We start from the raw sequence: 25,974 nt of genomic DNA on the forward strand, positions 1-25,974 counted from the left end.
TCGATCCATTTAAAGAAAAGTAGGGAGAGTAAACGGTTGGCGGTCAATTTAGAGGTCCCTTTAGGGGCTTCGTTGGTAAAGTGCCCTTATAGGGCGAAATTAAAACCGCCGATTCTACCGGCGGATACTTACTTCTTTACAAACATCTGTACCCATTCATAACCACCTTCATCAAAGCCAACCCCAATATGTGTGTACTTATCATTTAGGATATTTGCGCGGTGTCCCTCACTGTTCATCCACGCTTCTACTACTTCTTCAGGAGAACGCTGTCCCTGGGCGATATTCTCGCCAGCGGATTGATAAGTGATTCCAAAGTCTCTCATCATGTCAAAGGGAGAGCCATAGGTTGGACTAGTATGAGAAAAATATCCTTTGTCATTCATATCCTTCGCTTTCATATCAGCTACATTGTTTAATTCAGGATATGCTTGTAATGCTGGAAGACCTTGTTTTTTTCTTTCCGCATTTGTTAGGTCAATAACAGATGCAACAAAGTTACTTGGTTCTTTCTTATCGTCTGCATTAGTAGAAGGGGTAGTCTGTGGTGCAGGCTGAGCCCCTTGATTCGTTTGTTGTTTTGGCGTAGCTTTTTGGTTTTGTCTATTTGCTGCATTTGGTTCGTAAGTTCCTACAATTGTACGGAATTCATATTTTGCATCTTGAACCTTTATTGGCTGTGTATGTGGATATTTTTTACTATCTACATTTGTCGTTAAGCTAGAAATTGTATCCTCATTGTAACGATGGTTGGAATCCCAATCCATCGCTTCTCGATCAGTATTATTACATCCAGCAAGCACTAGAAAAGGCATACAAGCTAGGATAGAAAATATATTTTTAACCTTCATTATGATTTGCTCCTTTTTATTTATTAAGTTTTTACCTTTTTATTTTTTCAACTTTAAACAAAATTACATATGGGAATTAAAAGAAAATATGTATAGACGTATCTCTCGTTGTATTTTCCATCAATTGGCATTGGCATATCGGCAGTAGAACGGTCCCCCTGAATCCATACTAATTGCAGGGGGTGAAAAAGTGAAACTGAGAAATTTTGACCAAGTAGATATAAAAGAAGTAAATGGAGAGTATACACTTATTTTGCGAATGAAAGAGGACGAGCAACCTTCCTATGATACAGAGTTTGGAAGTGAATTTTTTTACACGACAAAGAAGAATGGGAAAACGCTAATTACTGCAACCGAACAGTTTATAAAAAAAGAATTTCCTAAGATCAAAAAAGCGACCATTATTTTGGCGGTTGGGACAGTTATTTTGGCAAGCTTTCCTTTTCAAAAGGCAGAAGCCCATGAAGTGACCTTTAATATGTCCTATCTTTATTTTGGCAATACCAAATCGTATATTTCGCAAATTGATAAAACACAGGGGAATTTAAGCCTAGTTTCTCCAAGTTATTTTGATATAAACGCAGATGGGTCCTTAAAAATAACGACACAATATGATTCAACCTTTGTAAAGGAAATGCATAGTCGTGGGATGAAAGTTGTTCCTCCAGCTAAGACAACGACTACGACATCTGTGACTGCGGCGAAAAGTACAGCGACTGCAAAAGCCGTAACGTCGGCCAAACAAACGAAATATCCGACTCTTAAATCTGGCTCTAAAGGGGCAGCAGTTACGGATATGCAAAATAAGCTGAAGAAAACGAAACTATACACAGGAAAAGTTAATGGTGTTTATGATACTGCTACGAAGAAAGCGGTTATTGCTTTTCAAAAAAAATACAAGTTAAAAGCGGATGGAATTGCAGGAACTGCCACATTATCAAAATTGGATAGTGTTATAGCTGCTACTAAAACGACTACAGTAGCCGTGAAAAAATATCCTACCTTAAAACAAGGCTCTCAAGGAACAGCTGTTAAAGATATGCAGAATAAATTAATAAAAACAAAAATCTATAAAGGAAAGGCGCTCGGTAAATATGACACAGCCACAAAGAAAGCAGTGATTGCTTTTCAAAAAAAATATAAGCTGACAGCTGATGGAATCGCAGGGCCCGTTACACTGGCTAAATTGGATAGTGTTACAAAATCTAAATAGGAGTGATTTGCATGAAAAAACAATTTCTTTTAATCACATTTCTTCTATTTCTATTCTCTTTTCCTACTTCGTTTATGGCAATAGAAGAAGCTCCAAAGTATTTTGGGATAAATGCTACAGTAGAAAAGATTAATCAAGAGGAATACGTAGTAAAGACAAAAGGCGAGAAAAAGGAAGAGGGGTTTGTCTATACATTGCCTGGGGAATTTTCTTCTCTCCAAATTCAACCTAGCATAAATTTAAAGGGGAATGGAAAGTATCTAATAGTAATACAAGAAACAGATGCTAGAGGAACCTTTATCAATGAGAAAAAAATGCCAATAGAGCTTACCAATGACTGGCAAACATTTTCGGTTCCATACAAAATGAAAAGCACCACTTCTCAAATAGATGTAAAGGTACTTACCCCAGCAAAAACAAATACAGAACTCTTTATAAAATAAGGGAATTAGGATACTTTGAGTGAAGAGGACAGAGGTTCAAGTTATTTTATAAAAAGAAACGATTACCTGTCCTCTTGTGATCTATTGGTCTCTAGTCCTCATAATACAAAGGAGAGAAATCATGGAAGCATTTCAAAGGTATGAGTTGAAGAAGGATGACCAAAGCAATGAATATACATTAATTATTTTTGCAGACGATTATTTAGCAGAGTTTGGTGAGGAACTGGGAACCATTCATAAGGAAAAGACTTCTATTTTAGCTGCTGCAAAGAAAATGTTGCATGACCGCTATCCAAATCTAAAGGTCAAGATGATTAAAGTGGTGGTTGGGGGTATTGCGGTAACTGCCATTCCTTTTATGATGGATCCACCAAATTCTGCACAAGCAGCAGGATTAAGTACCACAACTGTTCAAACACAAACTACAAGCTCTGTTTATTATGTAGTTAAATCAAGCGATACACTTTGGAATATCTCCCAAAAGTATAATTCCACTGTGGATCAAGTGAAACAAGCAAATCAGTTATCATCAGACTCACTCAATCTTAATCAAAAGCTTATTATTCCGCAAACTTTTCATAAAGTTGGAACTGGAGATTATTTAACCGTTTTGGCCAAAAAATATAATGTGAGTGTAGCTGCAATTAAAGAAGCAAATAACTTAACCAGTGATGGAACAACACTTGGGCAAGTCTTAATTATTCCGAAACTAATAACTGCCGATACAGGTACTACGAGCAATTCCAATTCCACCCCTGCCGCTTCAAAGAACCAAACGAGCAAATACACTGTTGTATCAGGAGATTCACTCTTTGCAATTGCCACCCGATACGGTACAACTGTCGATAATCTTAAGAATATGAATGGATTATCTTCTAATAACATTTATGTTGGCCAAGTATTAACCGTCTCAGCAACTGATTCAACCGCTGGCAGTGGTGCAAGCCAAACATATACAGTAGTAAGCGGTGATTCTTTATCTTTAATAGCCAATAAATACAATGTAACTGTAGACCAAATAAAAGAATCCAATAAGCTTACTAGTGACATAATCCGAGTTGGGCAAGTATTGACCATTCCGAATGGACAAGCAGTAGATACAACTACTTCAAATACAAATTTAGCAACCGTCCAGAAAAATTTACAAACGCTTGGTTACTATGCTGTACCAGCAACAACTGGTAATCCAAGTGTGACCGCCAAAGAGGCAATTCAACATTTCCAAATGGATTATCTTCTGCCTGTAACAGGAAATGCGGATGAAGCAACAACGACAGCTATCAACCATGCCATTGTCAAAAAAGCACTAATAAGTGACACCAATAACTATCTTGGAGTCCCATATGTATGGGGAGGCACAACGCCAAAAGGGTTCGACTGTTCTGGTTTTGTTTCCTATATGTTTAACCAACATGGTGTCTCTATGGCTCGCAATACTTCTGCAGGTATGTATAATACAGGAACTGCCATTCAAAGGGTTAACTTGCAGCCTGGCGACTTAGTTTTCTTTGCCGTAAACTCAACTGGAACGATTTCCCACGTAGGGTTTTATATGGGTGACAATCAATTTATTTCTGCCACAAGCTCAAAAGGAATTGCTGCCTATTCCATGGATAACTCCTATTGGTCCCAGTATTATGTTGGAGCAAAGCGAGTATATTAGGGAAATGGTCTCCACAGAGAAAAAATTAATATCTAAACTAGGAAATGAGAACGAGCAATAAACAATAGCTCCGAGTTTTTCAATGACCTGAAACGCTGTCTCTGTTTTCATTGTTTTCTCATTTTTGTATTGTAATATTATGATGTAAAGACAATTCAATAGAAAGTGAGAGCGGGAATGAGAACAAGGAAAAGTAAAAAGAAAAAGATATGGATTACTTTAGGGGCAATCTTTGGAATACTTGTCATTGGGTTAGGATCTTATTTGTTTTATCTATTTCATAGTGTAGAAGAGACAGCTAACAAGATGTATAATCCTCTCGAAGAAGATTCTAGTTCCGAAAAAAAAGAAAGAGAAGAAGAACTTAATAATAAACAGCCAATCTCCATTCTACTTATGGGAGTAGATGAAAGAGAGGGGGATGTCGGCAGATCAGATACACTTATTGTCATGACTTTGAATCCCCAAAAAGAAAAAATGCAAATGGTAAGTATTCCACGTGATACGAAAACAGAAATCATAGGGGATGGAAGAGTGACAAAAATTAACGCGGCATATGCATGGGGCGGTGTTAAAATGGCGAAGGATACGGTAGAAGCTTTCACTGATGTGAAGATGGATTACTATATCCAAGTTAATATGGAAGCACTAAGTGACTTGGTTGATGCCATTGGTGGAATTACCGTAAATAATGAGTTGGACTGGATTGATGAAGGGTATTATAAAAAAGGCTATCATTATAAAACCGGTAAATTAACACTAGATGGGCCCAAAACACTTGGATATGTACGAATGCGTCACTTGGATCCTCAAGGCGACTTTGGTCGGAATGAAAGACAGCGCAAAGTCATTAGTGCAATAATAGATAAAGCAACAGGAATATCTACTATTACGCATTTCGGTGAGATTCTCGATACGCTTGGAGATAATGTAAAAACCAATATTACTTTTGATCAAATGATGGATATACAGAAGAATTATCGAAGCGTCCGTAAATCTGTCGAGCAGTATGAAGTTAGCGGACAGGGCACTCCTCCTGGACAAACATACTATTTAAATGTTTCAGAGGAAGAGAAGGCTAAAGTACATGATATGTTAGTGGGGAATATGCAGTAATAAGTGAACAAAAAGGACATGAACGCTTCCAGCAATGGGTTCCGTTTTTTGTTAATAAGTGAAACAAGAGTTGGCGTATGAATTGGCATACGTCTTTTCTTTATGTATCAAGGTTTCTGTGGAACTTATTAGCTTAGTCATAGTTAATGGATATTATTTTTTCTGGACGATAAAGAAACTCACCAATTTGGTCTTCCGGTTAATACTTCGTTTTTGAACTTCAAAGAGAACTTTCCACATTAGCCTTAGTTTATTAGGATAAAAGTCACTCATATGCCCCTTTCATTTGCAAAAACTTCTATTGGAATTAATAGGATTTTACTATATTCTTAGTATATACAAGTAATAATAACTAAAATTCAGACTTTATTCCTAAGGGGTGAAGAAAAATTGAGAAGTGATGATAGTATAAATATATTATTAGTAGATGATCGACCGGAAAATTTACTGGCTTTAGAGGCGATTATTGAACAGAAAGATTACAATTTGATAAAGGCCGTTTCTGGGGAAGAGGCGTTGAAATATTTACTAAAGTATGACTTTGCAGCCATTTTATTAGATGTCCAAATGCCAGGAATGGATGGTTTTGGAACAGCGAAGATTATTAAAGCAAGAGAAAAAACAAAAAATATCCCCATTCTGTTTATAACGGCAAATAATATGGATTCAGAGCATATTTTTACAGGTTACTCCCTTGGAGCAATCGATTATATTCTAAAACCTTTTGATCCGATTATTCTAAAAGCAAAAGTGGAAAGTCTTGTAGAAATTTATAAGATGAATCAACTGTTAAAACAGCAAGCAGAACGTTTAGAAGAAAAGAAACTAGAATTAGAGAAAGCCAATAAAGAATTAAGGAGAATTTCCTCTGAATTATTAGTTTCTGAAGCTTTGGCTAATGTAATAAGTGATACATCTATTGATTCTATGCTAGTTTTAGATAAAGATGGAATTATTTTGAAAGTGAATCCAACTGTTGAAAAGATGTTTCTTTATCAAGAGCAAGAATTGCTAAACGAAAATATTACAACGTTATTTTCTGGTGGAAAGTCGCAAAAATGTCTAGATGCTATTTTACCAGTAATACGTAGTTTAGATAGTATTTACGAAAATAGCAAAGAAATGAAGCTGACGAGAAAGGACGGAACCACTTTCCCTGCTGACATTCAATTAGGTAAAAGGTATGTTCAAGAGAAATGTATAATTGCCTGTACGATTCGTGATATTACGAAGAAAAAGGAAGATGAGCACAGGATTACACATATGGCCTATCATGATGGGCTAACAGATTTACCCAATAGAAGACTGTTTAACGATCAATTACAGAAATTGGTGGATAAAGCGAAAGATAATTTTGAACCGCTGGCATTATTATATGTTGATATGGACCGTTTTAAATATATAAATGACTCCCTTGGCCACTATATTGGGGATAGAGTGCTGTGTGAAATCTCGAAAATATTAAAACAATGTATGCGTAATCATGATTTTGTTGCACGAGTTGGTGGGGATGAATTTAATATCATTCTTCCAAATACGAATAGAGAAACGGCCTTAGAAAAAGCAGAATATATTTTACAAGCATTTAAGAAGCCAATACATATAGATAATTACGAATTATTTATTACGACTAGTATTGGTATCAGTATTTTTCCCTATGATGGAGGGGAAACTTCTATATTATCAAAAAATGCTGATGCTGCTTTGTATCGAGCGAAGGAAGCAGGAAAAAATCAATATAATGTTTTTCATTCAGGAATGAATCTACAAACTTATCGGAAATTTATTATGCAAAATGACTTGCGTAAGGCAGTGGAAAGAAATGAGCTAAAACTCGTTTATCAGCCAAAGATCGATTTAAAGACAAACCAAATTAATGGTGCTGAAGCATTGATTCGCTGGGAACATCCAAATTGGGGAATTATTATGCCAAGTGAATTTATCCCACTAGCTGAGGAAATAGGAACCATCATTGAAATTGGAGAATGGGTATTTCGGTCAGCATGTGAACAAATTAAACTATGGGAAAAGAAAGGTATTTCTCCAATAAGAGTGGCAGTCAATTTCTCGGCACGACAGTTTCTGCAGAAGGATTTATTAACAAAAATGAAAGATATTTTAATGGAAACAGACACGAATCCGAATCTTATCGAGATAGAGATCACCGAGTCGGTTCTATTAGGGAACGAAACCTATATCGGCAAGCTATTTCATCATTTTAAAAAAATGGGGATCCATTTAACAATTGATGACTTTGGGACAGGCTTTTCTTCCTTAAACTATTTAAGACGCTTCCCATTTCAGACAATAAAAATTGATAAAACATTTATTCAAGAATTATCCAACAAAAATACAGAAGGCATTGCTTTAATACAGTCGATTATTTCTTTGGCAAAAGCTTTGCGTATGTCTGTCATTGCAGAAGGTGTGGAAACAGAAGAACAATTAAATCTATTAAAAGAACTTCATTGCCAAGAAGTCCAAGGATACTTATTTAGCCCTCCTATTCCTTCAGAGAAACTTGAATATTTATTAACGATAAATCGAGAAAAGGCACTTCTCAAAAAAGATGCTTTATTAGAGAGTGAGCCCCTATTGAAACAAAAAAGAGTCCCGTATACAAAGGCTTCTCCATTGAATGGAAGTTTTGATGAAAATCAGGAAATCTTAACTGCTGCTTTAAATAAAACAAAAGAGATCTATTCTATTTCCAAGAGAGAAATGGATGTGTTTGAGTTGATTGTACAAGGCTTAAGTAATAAGGAGATTTCAGACAAATTATTTATTAGTGAGCATACGGTTAAAAATCATATAACAAGAATTTTTCAAAAACTGATGGTAACGGACCGCTTACAAGCTATGGCAAAGGTATACAATGCCTGTATGGAAGAAGGGAAATTTCGACAAGCGTAAAATCTGACTATTATCTAGAAATATAGACTTATAGGAGCCTATTTATGAAAATAAAATCAAAATTAATCTTACTGCTTAGCATATTGCCTGTTTTATTTTTTCTATTGATTGCCATTGTATGGTACCAGCTTTCCTCTATCAGCAAAATAAAAACCTCATCACAATCGAATTATGAGCTATCCTTTTTAGCAGAGCATATTCATAGAGAGGTTAAGAATGAGGCAATCAGTATAAGAAATTTACTTATTTTAAGTGATGAAACTGCAATCGAGAATGAAATATCCAACTTAGACACAGAAAGTAATTCGATTTCTCAGGATATAGCTGCACTGAATGCAAAAGTGACCACAGCGGAACAACAAAAACTGATGGAAGAATTAAAAGCGATCAATCAAGAGTTTAATATATATAAAGATCAGTTTGTGCAAATGGTAGAGTCGGGAAATATAGAGGGTGCTAGCACATTAATGAACAGCAAATCGAATTCGATACATGAGGATTTTTTTCAAGTAATTTCCACTATCACCGATCATTTTGAAACGAATTTACTTACTTCTTTTGAAGAGGTTTCAAGCAATACATTTAAGCGGATTTTAATTGGCAGTATTTTTATTATGGTCTCTCTTCTAATTATTACTGGATTTGTCTTTAAAAATGTGTGGTCTATATCTACACGCTTAAATAAAGTCTCAAGTATTATGGCCAATGTTGCTAACGGAAAGGAAGATCTATCTAAAAAGGTGGAGGATACTGCTAAAGATGAGATTGGCGATGTTGCAAAATCATTTAATCGCATGACCCAGTCTTTAGAAGAACAAATGGAGAGAGAACAGAAATTACTATGGAATAAATCCAATATGGCTGAAATCACAACAAGCTTAAGTGGGAATCATGATTTAGAATCATTATCTCGTACATTCCTTTCCAAAATAGTGCCTTTAGTGGAGGCATGTCATGCAGTGTTTTATATAAAATCATCTACTCCACAAGCAAGTAAACAAAAGTATAATCTGCTTTCGTCCTATGCATATAAAGAGAGAAAGCATATGACAATTGAATTTGAAGGCGGAGAAGGTTTGATTGGGCAAGCAGTTCTTGAAAAGACACCTATTCTTCTTACAAACGTTCCTGCTGATTATGTAAGTGTAAAGTCTGGACTTGGTGAAGCAACTCCACTGAATCTATATGTCATTCCAATTCTTTTTGAAGGGGATGTAAAAGCAGTTTTAGAAATGGCATCCTTCCGACCATTTAGCACACAGCAGCAGGAATTTGTAGAAGAAGTGGTCAAGGGATTAGGTATTATCATTGATAGTGTGATGGGAAGAATCCAATTGGCGAGGCTATTAGAAGAATCCCAAGCATTAACAGAAGAAGTACAAGCTCAAAGTGAAGAATTGCAATCCCAGCAGGAGGAATTAAGAGCTTCTAATGAAGAATTGGAAGAACAAACACAGGCGCTGAGACAATCTGAGAAAAACCTGCAAGCACAGCAAGAAGAGCTTGAGCAAACAAATGCAGAGTTAAAAGAAAAAGCGCTTATTTTAGAAGATCAGAATAGACAATTTGAAAAATCAAATCGAGAGGTAGAACATGCCCGTGCAGAGTTAGAAAACAAAGCCAGGGAGTTAGTGCTTAGTTCAAAGTATAAATCTGAATTTCTAGCAAATATGTCTCACGAACTTCGAACACCGTTAAATAGTCTATTGATATTATCACAGCTTCTATCCGACAATCATGAAGGCAATTTATCAGAAAAACAAATAGAATATGCGAAAACTATCTATTCTTCAGGAAATGATTTATTAACCTTGATTAATGATATTTTAGACTTAGCAAAGGTTGAATCAGGAAAAATGGATGTGAACCCAAGTCATATCCAGATGGATGAATTAGTAGAATTTCTTGAAAATAATTTTAGACCAATAGCAATTCAAAAGAACATACGATTTAATATTGTATTAAAGGATAATCAGGCTTCCTATTTATATAATGATGAACAGCGATTGAAACAGCTTTTAAAGAATTTATTATCTAATGCGTTTAAATTTACCCAGCAAGGTGGAATCGTATTCGAGATTGAAGCGAATCAAAAGGATGAATTTAGATTTTCTATTAGAGATACAGGAATTGGCATTCCGAAAGAAAAACAAGAATTAATCTTCCAAGCATTTCAGCAGGCTGATGGCACAACAAACAGGAAATTTGGAGGGACTGGATTAGGTCTGTCTATTTGCCGAGAGCTTTCTGAGCTTTTAGGTGGTCGTATTGAGGTGGAAAGTGAGGAAGGGAAGGGGAGCACGTTTACCTTTATTGTTGGCGATTATCAGGAAGAGAAGAAGGATATTTCCACCTTTGTGATGGAGGAGGAAATAGCTGCTACGAAGGAACAAGCATATAGTGTAGAGGTTCCGTATAAGCAATATAGCGTTGTGCAAGAAACTGATATTAAAAGACTATTAATTGTGGATGATGATAGCATTCAACGAAATTATTTAATGGAATATATAGGCGATAAAAATGTAATAATTAAAGCGGTATCAACTGGCTTTGAAGCGATAGAAGAGTTAAAAGTAAATCAATTTGACTGTATCATCCTTGATTTGGGCTTAACAGATACAAGTGGGTTTACTTTATTAGAAGAAATCAAAAAAGATCATACAAATAAAGATTTAAAGGTTTTTATATATACTGCTCGTTCCCTTACCTCTAAGGAGGAGTTATTTTTAAATAAATATGCTGATACTATCATTATTAAAGATTCACATGCACCACATCGCTTAAAGGAGGAATTGGAGTTATATTTAAGCGTAAACCAAGAATATTATATAGAAGAAAACCAAGATTCCGATAAATTCCAGAAAACGAAAGCGTTAGAGGGAAAGCAGATTCTTCTTGTGGATGATGATGTTCGGAATGTCTATGCATTATCAAGTGTATTAGAAATGCATGGGATGAAAATACTATTTGCAGAGAATGGTAGAGAGGCACTTGAAATGCTAGATAAAATGGAAGAAATTGATTTAGTGTTAATGGATATTATGATGCCTGAATAGATGGGTATGAAGCAATAAGACGAATACGACTGGATGATAAATTAAAAGAAATTCCTGTAATTGCGCTAACAGCAAAAGCGATGAAAGAGGATCGTGAAAAATGTTTGAAAGCTGGAGCATCTGATTATATTACGAAACCAATCCAATCTGATCAACTTCTTTCTTTAATCAGTGTGTGGCTCTACCCAGTAGAAGGAAGAGAATAATGGATAATGGGCGGACCATGAGATGATGAAAGAATATCAACAAGTAAATGGAAAAGATAAGGAAAAAATTGAAATTGAATTACTATTACAGGGCTTATACGCCTGGTGTGGATATGACTATCGGAATTATGCATATAATTCGATTCGAAGAAGAATATGGCATCGTGTGCATGCAGAGAAATTAGGAAGTATCACTGGTTTATTAGAAAAAATTCTGCATGATTCGGACTGCCTTAAAAGATTGATTCAAGATTTTTCTATCCATGTGACAGAGATGTTTCGTGATCCAGCTTTTTTCTTAGCATTTCGAGAAAAGATAGTTCCTTTTTTACGGACATATCCCTCGATTCGAATTTGGCATGCAGGCTGTTCAACGGGGGAAGAAGTATATTCTATGGCAATTCTCCTCCAAGAAGAAGGTATTTATGAGAAAACGAAAATATATGCAACGGATATTAATGCAGATGTTTTAAAGGTTGCAAAAACGGGCGTATTTTCAATCGCAAATATGAGAAAGTTTACGACCAATTATTTAAAAGCGGGAGGTGCCAAAGCATTTTCTGATTATTACGATGTAAAAGGCGATACAGTAAAGTTTGATATAAATTTAACAAAAAATATTGTGTTTGCTCAGCATAATTTAGTAACAGATCGCTCTTTTAATGAGTTTCATGTTATTTTTTGCAGAAATGTATTAATCTATTTTGATAAAGCCCTTCAAAATAAAGTACATCAGCTTTTTTATGATAGTTTAGGGATGTTTGGATTTTTAGGACTTGGTGATCGAGAATCCATTTTATTTACCGATATAGCAGGTTGTTATGAAGAAATAAGCAGACAGGAAAAGCTGTATAGAAAGATAAAATAGCTTTGGTGAAACTCCTTGCTATAAATAGGAGTAAATAAAAAAGAAATTAGGAATATGTTCCTAATTTCTTTTTTTTGAAAAATAGGAAGGAGAGCTAATACAACCCCCTTCGTATATTTAGTAAGATGGAAAGGAATAGGTAAAAAGTAATAGTTGGTCCAATTCTAAACTTCAATTAGACCAAACCAGATCAACTATCCATAATGATTCGATGAACTAGCCATCAGTAAAGGCATGAATGAAAATTTTCACTTTAATGAAATGGAAAGATAAAGATTGGAGGATGGTTTTGGGATGGCGAGATTTAATTTTTTAAAAGATAAAAAAATAGAATTAGAGGAGCACCCTATAAAATTAGGCAACTTAGAATATTTATTAAACAAGGAAACGTTTTATGCCATATTTGAAAAACATCCGGATATTGTATTTACATTGGATATCCATGGAAAAGTATTGCATTATAATCCATCGTTTAAACAAATACTTGGTTATGAAAAAAAGGACTTGGATAAAAACGTTAGTAAAATTTATATAAAAAAGCATCAACATCTTAGAAAAAGTTATATAAATAAGGCATTAAGTGGAGAAAGTCAAAATTTCAAAGCTAAAATAATCCATAGGAATGGTCAAACACTAACATTTGAAATTACATATATTCCAATTATGGGAGAAAAAGAGCAAGTCCTTGGCATTTATGGAATTGCAAAAGATATAACCTTGTTGACAAAGAATAGACAAGAGTTATTGAAAGTTAAAGAGAATCTTGAATTAGCCCAACAAGTAGCAAAGATCGGAAGTTGGGAATATGACATTGTCAAAGATCAAGTTTATTGGTCAAAGCAGATTTATGAAATATATGGAATTGATCAGAAAATGTTTACTCCTACCTATAAGAAAATAGTGGCCTTCGTTCATCCAGAAGATCGTCTATATTTCGATTCCATCTACGAAACTGCACTTAAGAATAGAGAAAGCTGCACAATGGAATATAGAATTAGAAGAATGGATGGTAATACTATTTATGTGTTTGTTCAAGCAGAATTGATTTTGGATGAAAATTCCCGTCCGATAAAATATGTAGGAGTTATTCAAGATATAACAAAAAGAAAAGTTGCAGAAAATAAGTTAGTAGAAGCTGAAGAGAGATTTAGAAATATTTATGATAATTTAGAGGTTGGCATTTGGTCTTTTGATGTTGTAAAAAATAAATTTCTGCTAACTTCCCCAGGTGTTAAATTTGTTACGGGATATAACACAGAAGAGATGAGGGAAATGGAATGGGAGTCTATTATTCATCCAGATGATTTATCAGACTATAGACAATTAAGGGGAAAATTATCGCATGGTGAATCCCTTACTCATACCTATCGAATTATCTCCAAACAAGGAGAAATAAAATGGGTGCAAGATCAAACGATACCTGTTTTAGATAAGGCAGGAGATGTAAAAAGATTAGATGGAATTGTTTCAGACATCACTTTTTTAAAGAAAAGTAAGGAAAAAATAACGCATTTAGCCTATCACGATTATTTAACTGATTTGTCTAATAAACGAATGTTTGATGAAAAGATGGAAGAAATAATTCAGACTTCCCAACGAAATAATCAAAATTTTTCTGTTCTATATTTGAATCTAGACAGATTTAAACAGATTAATGAGAGACTAGGTCATGTTATTGGCGATAAGCTATTACAACAATTTACAACAAGGTTGGATCGGAAGCTGAAAATGACTAATTATTTATTTGCAAGACTTGGTGGAGATGAATTCGGTATTCTGCTTTGGGATTTTGAGCAACCAGACTTTCCAGTAACGATTGCAAAGAGAATTATCGATTCCATGAAACTGTCTTTTATAATCGATGAATATGAATTGTTTGTAACGACAAGTGTTGGTATCAGTACTTTTCCAATTGATGGACAAACAAAAGAAGAACTAGTAAAAAAAGCAGACGCTGCTTTGCATAGAGCAAAGGAAATGGGCAAAAACAATTATCAAATTTATTCTACTTTGTTAAATATATCTTCCTTCAAGCAATTTCAGCTAGAAAGAGATTTATATAAAGCACTAGATCAAAAAGAATTTTTTCTTCAGTTTCAGCCTAGAGTAGAGGCGTCTTCTGGTAAAATGGTAAGTGCAGAAGCGCTTGTACGATGGGCAAATCCAGAATGGGGATATGTTTCTCCAAGAGAATTTATTCCCATTGCCGAAGAAAATGGGTTGATTCTACCTATTGGTGATTGGGTTTTTCGAGAGGTTTGTAACAGAATCTCCATTTGGAGAAGCATGAACCTACCTATTGTACCTATCTCTATTAATATTTCAGCGCAAAGATTATTGAAAAGTGATTTTATTCCAAATGTTATTCACACCTTAAGAGAAACGAATACAGATCCTTCCTTAATCGAATTTGAGATAACAGAGACTACTTTAATACAATATGAAGAAATTGTCACATTAGCTGTTCAACAATTGAAAAAAATTGGAATTCGTATTGCATTAGACGACTTTGGAACGGGTTATTCTTCGTTAACTTATTTAAAACAATATCCAATTGATACGATCAAGTTAGATCGGTCTTTTGTAAGGAACATAACTGATTCCAAAAAGGATGCAATGATTGTCAAATCGATGATCTTTTTAGCAAAAGGATTGGATATGAAAATTGTCGCAGAGGGCGTAGAAACAAAGGAGCAATTATCTTTATTAAAGCAACAAGAATGTGATGAAATACAAGGATTTTTATTTAGTAAATCAGTTGGAGAAGAAGTATTTCAATCCTTTTTGCAAAACAAGATTTTAAAACCAATAGATCCACAATGGGAGAGGGAAGATATGACAAATAGAAGGAATTTCTATCGGATTAATTTACTGCGTCCCTTACAGGCAACGATGTCTTTAGTATCCATTAAAGGGAAAAAAGTTAAGTTAGGGAAAACTGAAATTCTTATTGAAGATATAGGAATTGGTGGATTAAGAATTCTCTCGCATATAGATTTACCTGTTAGACCAGATATTGACTTACAATTTGAAACATTTATATTAAATGAGCATGTAGAATTGTCTGGACATATTGTCTGGAAACATGAAGTAAATGATATTTACCAATATGGTATCCAATTTGTAATGAAGAATAAAGAAAGAGATTATTTTGCCAAACTATTAAATAAATTTTCAGTGCAATATCGTAAAAATCCTTTATTAACCAATTGTAGTTTTATAAATGAGGAAAAAATAAGCTATCTTAAAAAGCTTCAATAATTAGGAAATTTTTCTTATATTATTATAGAGAAACTATGTGCAATCAATAAGAATTCAAGGAAATCTTTATGATTAATCAAATGGAGAAATTCTAAAGGGAAATCCAGCCTTTGAGGAGATGCTTGGGTGGAAAGTAGAAGAAATGATTATGCTATCTACATCCCCTATTTATCCAGAATTTCATCTAAAACAAGTAAATTACTTTCTAGAGGATTTAAGGAGTGGGCAAAGAATTCCGAGTTTTCAAACACAGTGAATGCGTAAAGATGGTGCTCTTATTGACGTAGTTGCTACGTATAGACCTGTTAATAAAGGAACTATTTTAGCTGTTGGCACTTACAAGGATGTAACGGAATATACACAAGTTTTGAAAAAACAAGAGGAAAGCGAGGAAAAGTTTGAACGTGTGGTAGAAGCTGCCCCTGAAGCCATCGTCATACTTACTGACGAAAAAATAAGCTTTATTAATCAAACTGGTTTAGAACTTCTAAAGGCGAAAAATAAGAATCAAGTAATTGGAAAACCGTTTTTGGATCTTGTCTATCCAAGTGATCAAAACCAAATGGTAGAAAAAATGAAGCATGCTCAATATCAAGTGAATAAGGAGACGGCAGAACTAAAATTTTATACTTTAGAAGGCGATACTATTTATGCAGAAACGACATCTGCCATTATTAAGGACCATGGAGAAGTATCCGTTGTCGTTATGCTTAGAGACAGTACGACGAAAAAAAGAGCAGAGAAAGCGATGAGAGAAAGCGAGGAACGATTTCGAATTATTGCAGAATATTCTATGGATATTATTAAGGTACTAAATCCACAAGGGAAAATACTATATGCCTCCCCTTCTTTAGAAAAAATATTAGGGTATCCGATCAGAAAGATGATTGGAAAAGAATTTTTTATCAATGTTCATCCAGAAGATCTGCAAGAGATTAAAGAAAAATTTAAAAAGATGTTTGAAACGAAAGAGTACTTTCAGGTGAATTTACGGAGAATACATCAAGATGGCCATTCAGTATGGTTAAATACTGGTTTCGTTCCAGTTATAAATTCTGAAGGGGGGATTGAGAGAATTGTTTCTATTTCGGCAGATATTACGGAAATGCGAAGAAAAGAGAAACATTTATCTGAAATGGCTTACTCTGACCATTTAACGGGTCTCCCGAATCGAAGATTATTTCTTGATCGCCTGCAGCAGGCATTTTATACATCTGACCGTACAGGAAAGTTGACTGCTATAATGGTGTTAGATTGCGATAAATTTAAAAATATCAATGATACGCTTGGTCATGATGTAGGGGATGAAGTGATAAAGATATTCGCGCAAAGAGTGAAAAGCTCGCTACGCAAGAGAGATACTTTATCAAGAGTAGGTGGAGACGAATTTACGATTGTCTTGCCGGAATTAAGTAAACTCGAGGATGTTTTCGAGATAGCTGGTAGAATTCTCAGAATAGTGAATGAAAAAATCTTGATAAGTGGAAATGAATTGGAGATCTCGACAAGTATAGGAATTTCATTTTACGACCCCCATACCCCTTGTAATATAGAGGACTTATTTAAACAGGCGGATAAAGAATTATATAAAGTGAAAGAAAAAGGTGGAAATAGTTTTTCTTATAAACAAGAGTCTACTTTATAGAGCTTTTTTCATGAATATTATATTAAAAAATACCACAAAATAAAATGTGGTATTTTTTAATATCTTTATTTAGTTATATCTTTTTTTTGAATGAATTCTGTATTCATTATGCCATCAAAATCTACTGGACGTAATTCAAACCAACCTTTAATGCTAGGCCAAACTGTTAACTCTACCCCTGCTTTTTCATAGTGGTTTACCTTTATGGCATTAACAGAAGGACGAGCATATGTTGTCACATTTTCTAATGTTTTTACTTTTTTCATCTATATACTCCCTTTCTCATTACTATTTTGTTTCCTCGAGTACTACCTCTAAAGAAATATTGTTACGAGGATTTGTATAAAACGGTTGAATAGAGTATACCTTTCCGAATGATTGTAAAGAGGTAATGATATCATGTTCTTTTAGATACTCCGCCCTTGATGAGCCAAGTCTTCTTCTTTTCACATAACCATTAATGGATGCTTCTACAAAAAGATCCCATGTACCCACAAGCCCTTCATCAAAAAGTATTTCTTGATAATTCACCAAAAAAGTAAACATATTTTGCACTTCTGGAGATCGATTCTTATGATGTATTTCTAATCCTGTAGCCCTGTGAACCATGCGAAGTTCATATTTTACGTCTTGATTAATTAATAGGCTTTGTGTCATTTGGCCATTAATTGTAAATGTCTTATCATCAAATTCCATGTCATTAATATACACATCAGAGGTGTTAAATTGGTTTACTACATGTTCTTCATCAAATGCAACTTCTTTGGTGATTTTACGTAATCTTGCATAGATAAAACTATTTTCTATTTTAGTCACATCATTTGCAGTTACTTTGTTAATTTGTTCATGAAGAGCTAATAATTTATCTATATTATTTTCCTTCGCTACCCTTAATAAATATTGGAATCTAGAATGCATAGATGAAATAATATCATCTTCCACATGGTTATCAATAAATAATTTAGTTTCATTTAACCAATCTATCTTTTGTTCCTTATTTAGCAATCCAGAAAGTAAATGCCCCTTTAATCTACTTGCATGTAAAAAGCGATTTAAAAAGGCGATTTTTAGCTCTCTTTTATAAAGAGCGTTCAAGCTACTGTTCTCAAGGAATTCCATAATTCTATTAAAGGAAAAGAAGAATTCATTTGCAGGAAAGTATTTTAAGCTTAAATTTTCATTTCCTCTAGCTACTACATAATAGTAATCATAGTCTGATAATACCGTTATTACTTTTGCATTAATATAGCATTGCATTACAAATAATTGATCTTCTCCTACTACAGCTTTTGGATGGAATCGGAAGCCATTCTCCTTAACAAACTGTAAGTTGAACATCTTATGTGGAGCTAGACTATACACTAAATTATCTTCTATAATATCTGCATGAAATCTATTGCCTTTCTTAAACATAGATTTAGGCACTCCACGACCATTTACGCCTACATATTTTCCATAAATGACATCTGATTTATGTTCTGTTGCAGCACGATAAAACCTTTCTAATGTTTCTTCACCGAGAAAATCATCATTATCTAAAAATAAAATATACTCTCCTCTCGCTGCTTCAATCGCATCATTTCGAGGAATCATTGGGCCACCTGAGTTTTCCTCCCGGTCAATCAAGATTAAATTACTCATTTTCTTTTTATATTCATTGATAACCTCTATACTTTTATCTGTTGAGCGATCATTTACACAAATAATTTCAAAATCGCTGGAGTCCATTGTTTGGTTCATTAATGAATCCAATGTAACATTTAAATGTCTAGCAGCATTATAGATTGGAATTGCTATTGTTACCTTCAATTTTTACCCCTCCACATACCTTGTTTCCTTAGTCAATAAGAAATATCATACCATACTTTTAACTAGTAGTAGGTTTCATCTATTTTACAATGTTTTAGGAACTTTTTATTTTTGCTTTTTGTTAATATATAAATCAAGAAATAGTATAATACTATTTCTTTGCAATTTCTACCATTACTATCAATTGTAATAGAAAGATAAACTACGTTTCCAGAAGGATTCTTATTTGTTCCCAATCTTTGTTTTATTCATGAGTTTTAAAATTTCAACCTCGTAAGTTTGTCCCAATATAAAACATTTAAGCAAACGATACTATTTTGCTTAGAAAAAAGTTGAAAATCTAGTAAGATTTTTGACTTTTTCTATCATTATTGCTACTTTTTTATATGTAGTATTTCAACTTTTATCTATATTTACAAGTTAAACATTATATTTTGATTACATTTATATAAGTTGTCATATATTTAGGGTAAAATAAATTGCATGCTTAAAAGAAAAGGAGAATTTCTTAAATGAAAGGAATTATACTAGCTGGCGGAAGTGGCACAAGGCTCTATCCTCTTACTTTAGTGACAAGTAAACAGCTTCTACCAATTAACGATAAACCAATGATTTATTATCCACTTTCCACCTTAATGTTAGCGGGAATCAAAGACATTTTAATTATTTCTACACCAGAGGATACGCCTCGATTTGAAGCACTGCTTGGGGATGGTTCTCCATTCGGCATTACCTTACAATATAAAGTGCAAGCGAAGCCAGAAGGATTAGCGCAGGCTTTTATAATTGGTGAAGAATTCATCGGGAATGATTCCGTTGCGATGATTTTAGGGGACAATATTTATTATGGCAGCGGGATGAGAAAACTTCTGCAGCGTGCTGCTCAAAAGGAGAGAGGGGCAACGGTATTTGGCTACCATGTACAGGATCCCGAGCGTTTTGGGGTAGTGGAATTTAATGCAGATGGAAAAGTCTTGAGCGTAGAAGAAAAACCGGAAGCTCCTAAGTCTAATTACGCGATAACAGGATTATATTTTTATGATAATCGTGTCGTAGAGATTGCGAAAAATGTGGAGCCTTCTCATCGTGGGGAGTTAGAGATTACTTCCATTAATGAAGCGTACTTGAAATTAGAAGAATTAGAAGTAGAGCTATTAGGCAGAGGCTTTACATGGTTAGATACAGGAACCCATCAAAGTTTATTAGAGGCATCTAATTTTGTTCGAACTATTGAAGACCATCAAGGAATTAAAATTGCTGCACCAGAAGAAATTGGCTATATTAATGGCTGGATTACGAATGATTCCCTGATCGAACAAGGAAATCTCTACTCCAAAACAGGGTATGGGCAATATTTATTAAAAGTGGCAAAAGGCGACATTAAATATTAACTAGATTTGAGGTGCTTTACCATGCAAATAACAGAAACATTTATCGAAGGGCTAAAAGTAGTCGAACCAAAAGTATTCGGAGACCATCGTGGTTGGTTTATGGAAACATACAATGAAGAGAGCTTCCATAAAGCAGGCATCGATATTTCATTTGTACAGGATAATCAATCCTTTTCGGCAACGAAGGGAACACTTCGAGGCTTGCATTATCAATTAAACCCGAAGGCACAAACAAAATTAGTCCGTTGTACAAAAGGGGCTATTTATGATGTAGCGGTTGATATTCGTGAAAATAGTCCAACATTTGGAAAATGGTTTGGGATTGAGCTTTCTGCCGAAAATAAAAAACAGCTATTAATCCCACAAGGGTTTGCACACGGATTTATGACGATTACGGACGATGTAGAAGTGCAGTATAAAGTGGATAACCTATATGCTCCAGATTGTGACCGAGGCATCCTTTGGAGTGATCCTACCATTGGCATTGAATGGCCACTAGACATCAAGCCAGTTCTTTCGGAGAAAGATGAAAAAGCGCCATTACTAAAAGACGCTGAACACAATTTTACTTTTGGTGCAAATAAATGAAGATTTTAGTAACAGGCTATTCTGGGCAATTAGGCTATGATGTTGTTTTAGAAGGAAAAAAACGTGGATATGAAATGATTGGTGTTGGCCACAAGGAGCTGGACATCACAAAGGAAGAACAAGTGCAAAGCTATGTACATACCGTGAAGCCAGATGCGATTATTCATTGTGCAGCCTATACGGCGGTGGACCATGCAGAGGACGATAAAGAAACCTGTTTCGATGTCAATGTGAATGGGACGAAGTATTTGGCAGCTGCGGCAAAAGGTATGGATGCTAAATTTATTTATATTAGCACAGACTATGTGTTTGAAGGCACAGGCACAGAGCCTTTTACGGAAGAAGATGCAGCGAATCCTGTTGGTTACTATGGATTAACAAAGTATGAAGGGGAAAAAGCTGTTCAGTCCCTATTGGACAAGTACTTTATTGTTCGTATTTCTTGGGTATTTGGCATCAATGGCAATAACTTTATTAAAACAATGCTTCGTCTGGCTGAAACAAGAGACGAATTAAATGTAGTAGGGGATCAATATGGCTCGCCTACGTACACCTTTGATTTAGCGAAGCTTTTGTTAGATATGGTAAAAACAGAGAAGTACGGAGTTTATCATGCATCGAACGAAGGATTTACTACATGGGCTGACTTTGCGAAAGAGATTTTTCAAGTGGCAGGAAAAAAGGTGAAAGTAAATAGTATTACAACGGAACAATATCCGACTAAAGCTGTTCGACCAAAGAACTCTCGCATGTCAAAAGACAAGCTAGAGAAGAATGGCTTTCCCCGTCTTCCTGCATGGCAGGATGCATTAACGCGATATATCGCTGAATTACAAGAAGAGGTGAACTAAGGTGGCAAGAAAGAAAGTGTTAGTAACAGGTGGCGCAGGCTTTATCGGCGGAAACTTTGTGCAATATATGGTCAATAAATATCCAGATTACGATATTTATAATGTAGATTTATTAACCTATGCAGGTGATTTAACGAAGCATAAGGAAATCGAAAAGAAGGATAACTATCATTTCGTAAAGGCTGATATTGCCGATCGAGACGCAATAACAGCTCTTTTTGAAAAAGAAAAGTTTGATTATGTGACTCATTTTGCTGCAGAAAGCCATGTGGATCGTTCGATTACAGATCCGGAAATCTTTGTCGTGACAAATGTGCTCGGTACGCAAGTATTATTAGATGCATCAAAGGCAATCGGTGTAACGAAATTTGTTCATGTATCGACAGACGAAGTGTATGGAGAATTAGATTTCGATCCAACAACTTTCTTCACAGAAGATACGCCATTACAGCCAAATAGTCCATATAGTGCAAGTAAAGCATCTTCTGATATGCTTGTTCGTGCATACCATGAAACATTTGGCTTGCCAATCAATATTACACGTTGTTCGAATAATTATGGACCCTATCATTTCCCAGAAAAGTTAATTCCATTAACGATCTCACGCGTTCTAAATGATCAAAAGATTCCTGTTTATGGAGACGGAAAGAACATTCGTGACTGGTTGCATGTACTGGATCACTGTGCAGCAATTGATTTAGTGCTTCATGAAGGCGTAGATGGCGATGTGTACAATGTGGGTGGGCATAACGAGCGCACAAACCTAGAAGTTGTAAAGACCATCATTAGCACCCTAGGCAAGTCAGAAGACTTAATCGAATTCGTAACCGATCGCTTAGGTCATGACAAACGCTATGCGATTGATCCAACTAAACTTGAAGAGTTAGGTTGGAAACCGACCTATACATTTGAATCTGGAATTGCTCAAACCATCCAATGGTATTTGGACAACAAAGAATGGTGGGAGCAAATTATTAGCGGGGAATATCAGAATTATTTTGAGAAGCAGTATATGTTGTAAAGGGAAGCAGAAGGGAGCAATTCTTTTGCTTCCTTTTTCTTGTGTTATATTGAACGGAGTTGTATTGGAAGAATAGAAGAGAGAGCATCTTATATGTAAAGGCTCATCTGGTGTGCGTAGCCTTTCATAGAAAAATGTGATGCTGAACTCTCTTCTGCCTTTCTTCAAGCAGATAAGTTTGTTTCCATGATATCAATTGGTATGATAAAGATGAATCAAACAAGAAAGGATCTTGCAGAATGGCAAATTTAAATATACCTTTATCTGTACTAAACCTTGCTCCAATTCGCGAGGGACAAACGTCTAAAGAAGCAATTGAATCCATGGTAGATTTAGCTCAAGCAACCGAGAAAATGGGTTATAAACGATATTGGATAGCTGAGCATCACAACACTTCTACACTTGTCAGTTCGGCGACGGCCATTTTAATTAAGCATACACTTGAACATACTAATAGCATTATTGTAGGATCTGGGGGAGTGATGCTACCTAACCATTCTCCATTAGTTGTTGCAGAACAATTTGGAACAATGGCAACGATTTATCCGAATCGTGTTGATTTAGGCCTTGGTAGAGCACCTGGGACCGATATGCTGACTGCGAGTGCGCTAAGAAGATCGCAAAAGGATTCTGTTTATACATTTCCAGAGGATGTTAATGCACTTCTTACGTATTTCGGACCTGAAGAAGACCAAGGGTATGTAAAAGCACATCCAGGCGTTGGAACGAATGTACCAATTTATATTCTTGGTTCCTCCACTGATTCGGCTTATTTAGCGGCGAGCTTGGGTTTACCTTATGTTTTTGCATCTCACTTTGCACCAAGATATATGGCAGATGCTATTAAGATTTATCGTGAGCGCTTCAAGCCTTCAAAATATTTGGACAAACCATATATGATGGTTTGCTTGAATTTAATTGCTGCTGAAACCGATGAAGAGGCTGCAGTATTGCAGACATCCACTCATCAATTTTTCCTTAATGTAGTTCGTGGCACGCAAATGCCCCTTCAGCCACCAGTGGAAAGTTTAGATGGTCTTTGGAACTCACAGGAGGAAGAAATGGCAAAATCGATGTCCAGTGTGACTCTTTTAGGAAGTAAAGATTCTGTTCGCAAACAGCTTACAGCATTCCAAGAACGATTTAATGTGGATGAAATTATGGCCGTTTCTTATATTTTTGACGAGGAAAAACAGAAACGCTCTTATGAAATATTGAGAGAAGTAGTAGAGGGAAAGTAAGTTTAAACATATCTAGATTGTTTCATAAAATGGAAAGGGTACTGACTTATCTGTTAAAGTCAGTACCCTTTTATATTATTTATCTTCTTTTTCCTCTTTTTTCTTTTCCTGCTGCTTCTCTTTCTGCTCTTCTGTTATTTTAAAATCACGATCCACCGTTTTGTTTTTTAAATCCTCACTTTTAACCATAACAAGTAACGCCTCCTTTTTTTCTTTTATATAGACGTTTTGAAGTAAGTTAAACTTATTTTTCTATATTAATATTTTAGAATTAAGAAGAAAGAAGACGTGTAAGTGTTGAACTGTCTACGGTTTCACTCATTATCACTTGAATAATAGAACCGGTAAGAAAAATGGTCATAAATGTATACGATTCAAAATAAAGCATGATATAAGGAAAAAAGAAGAAATAGTAATCTCAAGGAGAATCGTTGAAAATGGCCGACAAATGGACATCCTGTCATTAACGATGAGAAAAAGATTAGATTATAAGTAGGAAATCTGACTTTATATATTCACTATTTGAATTATAGAAAACCAATTTATAAAATCAAGATTAAATAAAAAAGATAGAGAGCTAAGAAGGTTACTAATAAAATCTTCTAGGCTCTTTATCTTTTTATTTGCCCTCTACTAATTCTCGAAAAGCAAGGTTTATTATATCTGTCATTTCTTCTATAAATGCTTCGAGCATCTTTCTTCCCTTGTCTCTAGTAGCCAAAGTGGCATCTCCATATACTCCACTTTTACTTATACTACCTAATGATAAAGTAGATTTCCCATAGAGAGTAGACTTTTCAGGATATTCTCTAACGGCTTTATCCATTTGTACTAAATGTTCATTAGTTGCTAACATTAAAGAGGTTTCAACTTCACATGCGTGAATCATGCCATGCCAAGTGGGAGAATCGCAATGTTCATCTAATATTTTTTCTAAGTTTGGATAGAACAAGAATCTTGGGAAAGATTCTACATCTTACTATTTCACACAAAGTACAAATTTATTTTGTCCTGTCCTTAGTAGAATAAAGGAAAGAGGCTTTTTTCTTCGAATGGATAAACATCAATTTGAGATAGAAAGAGATGTGGAAAGATGAGGAATAAAAGAAATGGATTTTATAATTGGATTGGCTCATTATTAGTGTTTATAGGAATTGGAGCTGTGGCTGCTGGCATAGGATTAGTTTCCGAGCCTAATGGTAGTGCGATAGGAATGTCGGTTAAGCTGCTAGAGGATTCTCCGTTTCAAAGTTTTTGGTTTCCAGGAATTATATTATTTTTAATTAATGGACTTGGTAGTTTCTTTGGCGCTTTTTTATCTTTCAAAAGGCATGAGTTATCCGGAATAGTAACGATTGTTTTAGGGATTGCCATGATAATTTGGATTTCTGCACAAGTATATTGGATGGGCTTGATAAGTTGGATGCAGCCAGTTTATCTTATCTTTGGGATAATAGAAATTATTTTTGGATGGGCAGTAAGAAAGGAAAAGTAAAGAGGAGGGAAGTGAAGGGACGGTTCTACCGTATCTTTTTTTGAGAGAACCACGAAAGGGAAGTAGAAGAACCGTCCTCTGATTCCCATGCTTATTACCAGCTTGCTTTTTTTAGTCCAGGAATTTGGCCTTTGTAGGCTAATTCTCTTAAGCAAATGCGGCATAGTTTAAATTTGCGGTATACAGAATGAGGTCTTCCGCATTGTTCGCATCGTGTATATTCTTGTACTTTATATTTAGCAGTACGTTTTTGTTTATTGATAAGTGCTTGTTTAGCCATTATTCAGCCTCCTTTTATAATAATTATTATAACTTAATAGTAATTTTAATGAAATAGGAGATT

20 protein-coding genes and 1 pseudogene are annotated in these 25,974 nt (G+C 34.9%); 16 read left to right on the forward strand and 5 right to left on the reverse strand.

All coding sequences use genetic code 11. The annotated features are described in order from the left end of the window. Positions 1-128: 128 nt before the first annotated feature. A complete protein-coding gene (locus ACTQ5K_RS09695; RefSeq protein ID WP_441993851.1) occupies positions 129-851 on the reverse strand; it encodes a CAP domain-containing protein in 723 nt (240 codons plus the stop codon). Positions 852-1,041: 190 nt separating this feature from the next. Here ACTQ5K_RS09695 and ACTQ5K_RS09700 point away from each other — a divergent pair, with 190 nt between their 5' ends. The 10 genes and pseudogenes from ACTQ5K_RS09700 (at position 1,042) to ACTQ5K_RS09745 (ending at position 17,235) form a co-directional block, all read left to right on the forward strand. After that, a complete protein-coding gene (locus tag ACTQ5K_RS09700; RefSeq protein WP_441993852.1) occupies positions 1,042-2,064 on the forward strand; it encodes a peptidoglycan-binding domain-containing protein in 1,023 nt (340 codons plus the stop codon). Between the two features lie 11 nt (positions 2,065-2,075). Beyond that, positions 2,076-2,507: a hypothetical protein gene (locus ACTQ5K_RS09705; protein WP_441993853.1), complete on the forward strand. Its 432-nt coding sequence runs from the start codon at positions 2,076-2,078 to the stop codon at positions 2,505-2,507. Between the two features lie 121 nt (positions 2,508-2,628). Then, complete coding sequence (locus tag ACTQ5K_RS09710) at positions 2,629-4,170, forward strand: LysM peptidoglycan-binding domain-containing protein (protein WP_441993854.1); 1,542 nt, start codon at positions 2,629-2,631, stop codon at positions 4,168-4,170. A 177-nt stretch (positions 4,171-4,347) separates the two neighbouring features. Next, positions 4,348-5,286, forward strand: a complete 939-nt coding sequence (locus ACTQ5K_RS09715) for an LCP family glycopolymer transferase (protein WP_441993855.1) — start codon at positions 4,348-4,350, stop codon at positions 5,284-5,286. Between the two features lie 390 nt (positions 5,287-5,676). Then, complete coding sequence (locus tag ACTQ5K_RS09720; RefSeq protein WP_235251481.1) at positions 5,677-8,199, forward strand: EAL domain-containing protein; 2,523 nt, start codon at positions 5,677-5,679, stop codon at positions 8,197-8,199. A gap of 44 nt (positions 8,200-8,243) precedes the next feature. Then, positions 8,244-11,461: pseudogene (locus tag ACTQ5K_RS09725) on the forward strand (response regulator). Between the two features lie 22 nt (positions 11,462-11,483). Further along, the gene (locus tag ACTQ5K_RS09730; protein WP_419181463.1) at positions 11,484-12,329 is read left to right on the forward strand and encodes a CheR family methyltransferase; all 846 of its coding nucleotides are present in this window, start codon (positions 11,484-11,486) and stop codon (positions 12,327-12,329) included. A gap of 294 nt (positions 12,330-12,623) precedes the next feature. Then, positions 12,624-15,590, forward strand: a complete 2,967-nt coding sequence (locus tag ACTQ5K_RS09735; protein ID WP_441993856.1) for an EAL domain-containing protein — start codon at positions 12,624-12,626, stop codon at positions 15,588-15,590. A gap of 118 nt (positions 15,591-15,708) precedes the next feature. Beyond that, positions 15,709-15,846 (forward strand): hypothetical protein, encoded by a 138-nt coding sequence (locus ACTQ5K_RS09740; protein WP_109769103.1) that lies wholly within the window; start codon positions 15,709-15,711, stop codon positions 15,844-15,846. Continuing rightward, a complete protein-coding gene (locus ACTQ5K_RS09745) occupies positions 15,847-17,235 on the forward strand; it encodes a diguanylate cyclase domain-containing protein (RefSeq protein WP_441993857.1) in 1,389 nt (462 codons plus the stop codon). It begins immediately after the preceding gene. A gap of 65 nt (positions 17,236-17,300) precedes the next feature. Here ACTQ5K_RS09745 and ACTQ5K_RS09750 read toward each other — a convergent pair whose 3' ends face one another. Together ACTQ5K_RS09750 and ACTQ5K_RS09755 are read right to left on the reverse strand one after the other, a co-directional pair. Then, positions 17,301-17,501 (reverse strand): hypothetical protein, encoded by a 201-nt coding sequence (locus ACTQ5K_RS09750; RefSeq protein WP_441132145.1) that lies wholly within the window; start codon positions 17,499-17,501, stop codon positions 17,301-17,303. A 22-nt stretch (positions 17,502-17,523) separates the two neighbouring features. Continuing rightward, complete coding sequence (locus tag ACTQ5K_RS09755) at positions 17,524-19,044, reverse strand: glycosyltransferase (protein ID WP_441993858.1); 1,521 nt, start codon at positions 19,042-19,044, stop codon at positions 17,524-17,526. A 512-nt stretch (positions 19,045-19,556) separates the two neighbouring features. Here ACTQ5K_RS09755 and rfbA point away from each other — a divergent pair. From rfbA to ACTQ5K_RS09780, 5 genes are all read left to right on the forward strand, one after another. After that, positions 19,557-20,435: a glucose-1-phosphate thymidylyltransferase RfbA gene (rfbA, locus tag ACTQ5K_RS09760; protein ID WP_441993859.1), complete on the forward strand. Its 879-nt coding sequence runs from the start codon at positions 19,557-19,559 to the stop codon at positions 20,433-20,435. Between the two features lie 21 nt (positions 20,436-20,456). Continuing rightward, positions 20,457-21,023 (forward strand): dTDP-4-dehydrorhamnose 3,5-epimerase, encoded by a 567-nt coding sequence (rfbC, locus tag ACTQ5K_RS09765; RefSeq protein WP_441993860.1) that lies wholly within the window; start codon positions 20,457-20,459, stop codon positions 21,021-21,023. Continuing rightward, positions 21,020-21,874, forward strand: coding sequence for a dTDP-4-dehydrorhamnose reductase (gene rfbD / locus ACTQ5K_RS09770; protein WP_441993861.1), 855 nt, complete (start codon positions 21,020-21,022; stop codon positions 21,872-21,874). Before rfbC ends, rfbD begins: the two co-directional genes overlap by 4 nt. A gap of 1 nt (position 21,875) precedes the next feature. Next, positions 21,876-22,895: a dTDP-glucose 4,6-dehydratase gene (gene rfbB, locus ACTQ5K_RS09775; protein WP_441993862.1), complete on the forward strand. Its 1,020-nt coding sequence runs from the start codon at positions 21,876-21,878 to the stop codon at positions 22,893-22,895. Positions 22,896-23,134: 239 nt separating this feature from the next. Next, positions 23,135-24,136, forward strand: coding sequence for an LLM class flavin-dependent oxidoreductase (locus ACTQ5K_RS09780; protein ID WP_441993863.1), 1,002 nt, complete (start codon positions 23,135-23,137; stop codon positions 24,134-24,136). Between the two features lie 619 nt (positions 24,137-24,755). On the opposite strand, the gene ACTQ5K_RS09785 is transcribed toward ACTQ5K_RS09780, so the two are convergent. Beyond that, positions 24,756-25,088, reverse strand: coding sequence for a creatininase family protein (locus ACTQ5K_RS09785; protein WP_441993864.1), 333 nt, complete (start codon positions 25,086-25,088; stop codon positions 24,756-24,758). Between the two features lie 141 nt (positions 25,089-25,229). Between ACTQ5K_RS09785 and ACTQ5K_RS09790 the strand changes: the two genes are divergently transcribed. Next, positions 25,230-25,631: a hypothetical protein gene (locus ACTQ5K_RS09790; RefSeq protein ID WP_441993865.1), complete on the forward strand. Its 402-nt coding sequence runs from the start codon at positions 25,230-25,232 to the stop codon at positions 25,629-25,631. A 94-nt stretch (positions 25,632-25,725) separates the two neighbouring features. Here ACTQ5K_RS09790 and ACTQ5K_RS09795 read toward each other — a convergent pair whose 3' ends face one another. Beyond that, positions 25,726-25,911: a type Z 30S ribosomal protein S14 gene (locus ACTQ5K_RS09795; protein ID WP_047944445.1), complete on the reverse strand. Its 186-nt coding sequence runs from the start codon at positions 25,909-25,911 to the stop codon at positions 25,726-25,728. Positions 25,912-25,974 lie beyond the last annotated feature (63 nt).

It is taken from the genome of Niallia sp. Sow4_A1 (assembly GCF_052116745.1).
In the GTDB taxonomy this organism is placed as follows: Bacteria; Bacillota; Bacilli; order Bacillales; family Cytobacillaceae; genus Niallia; species Niallia hominis.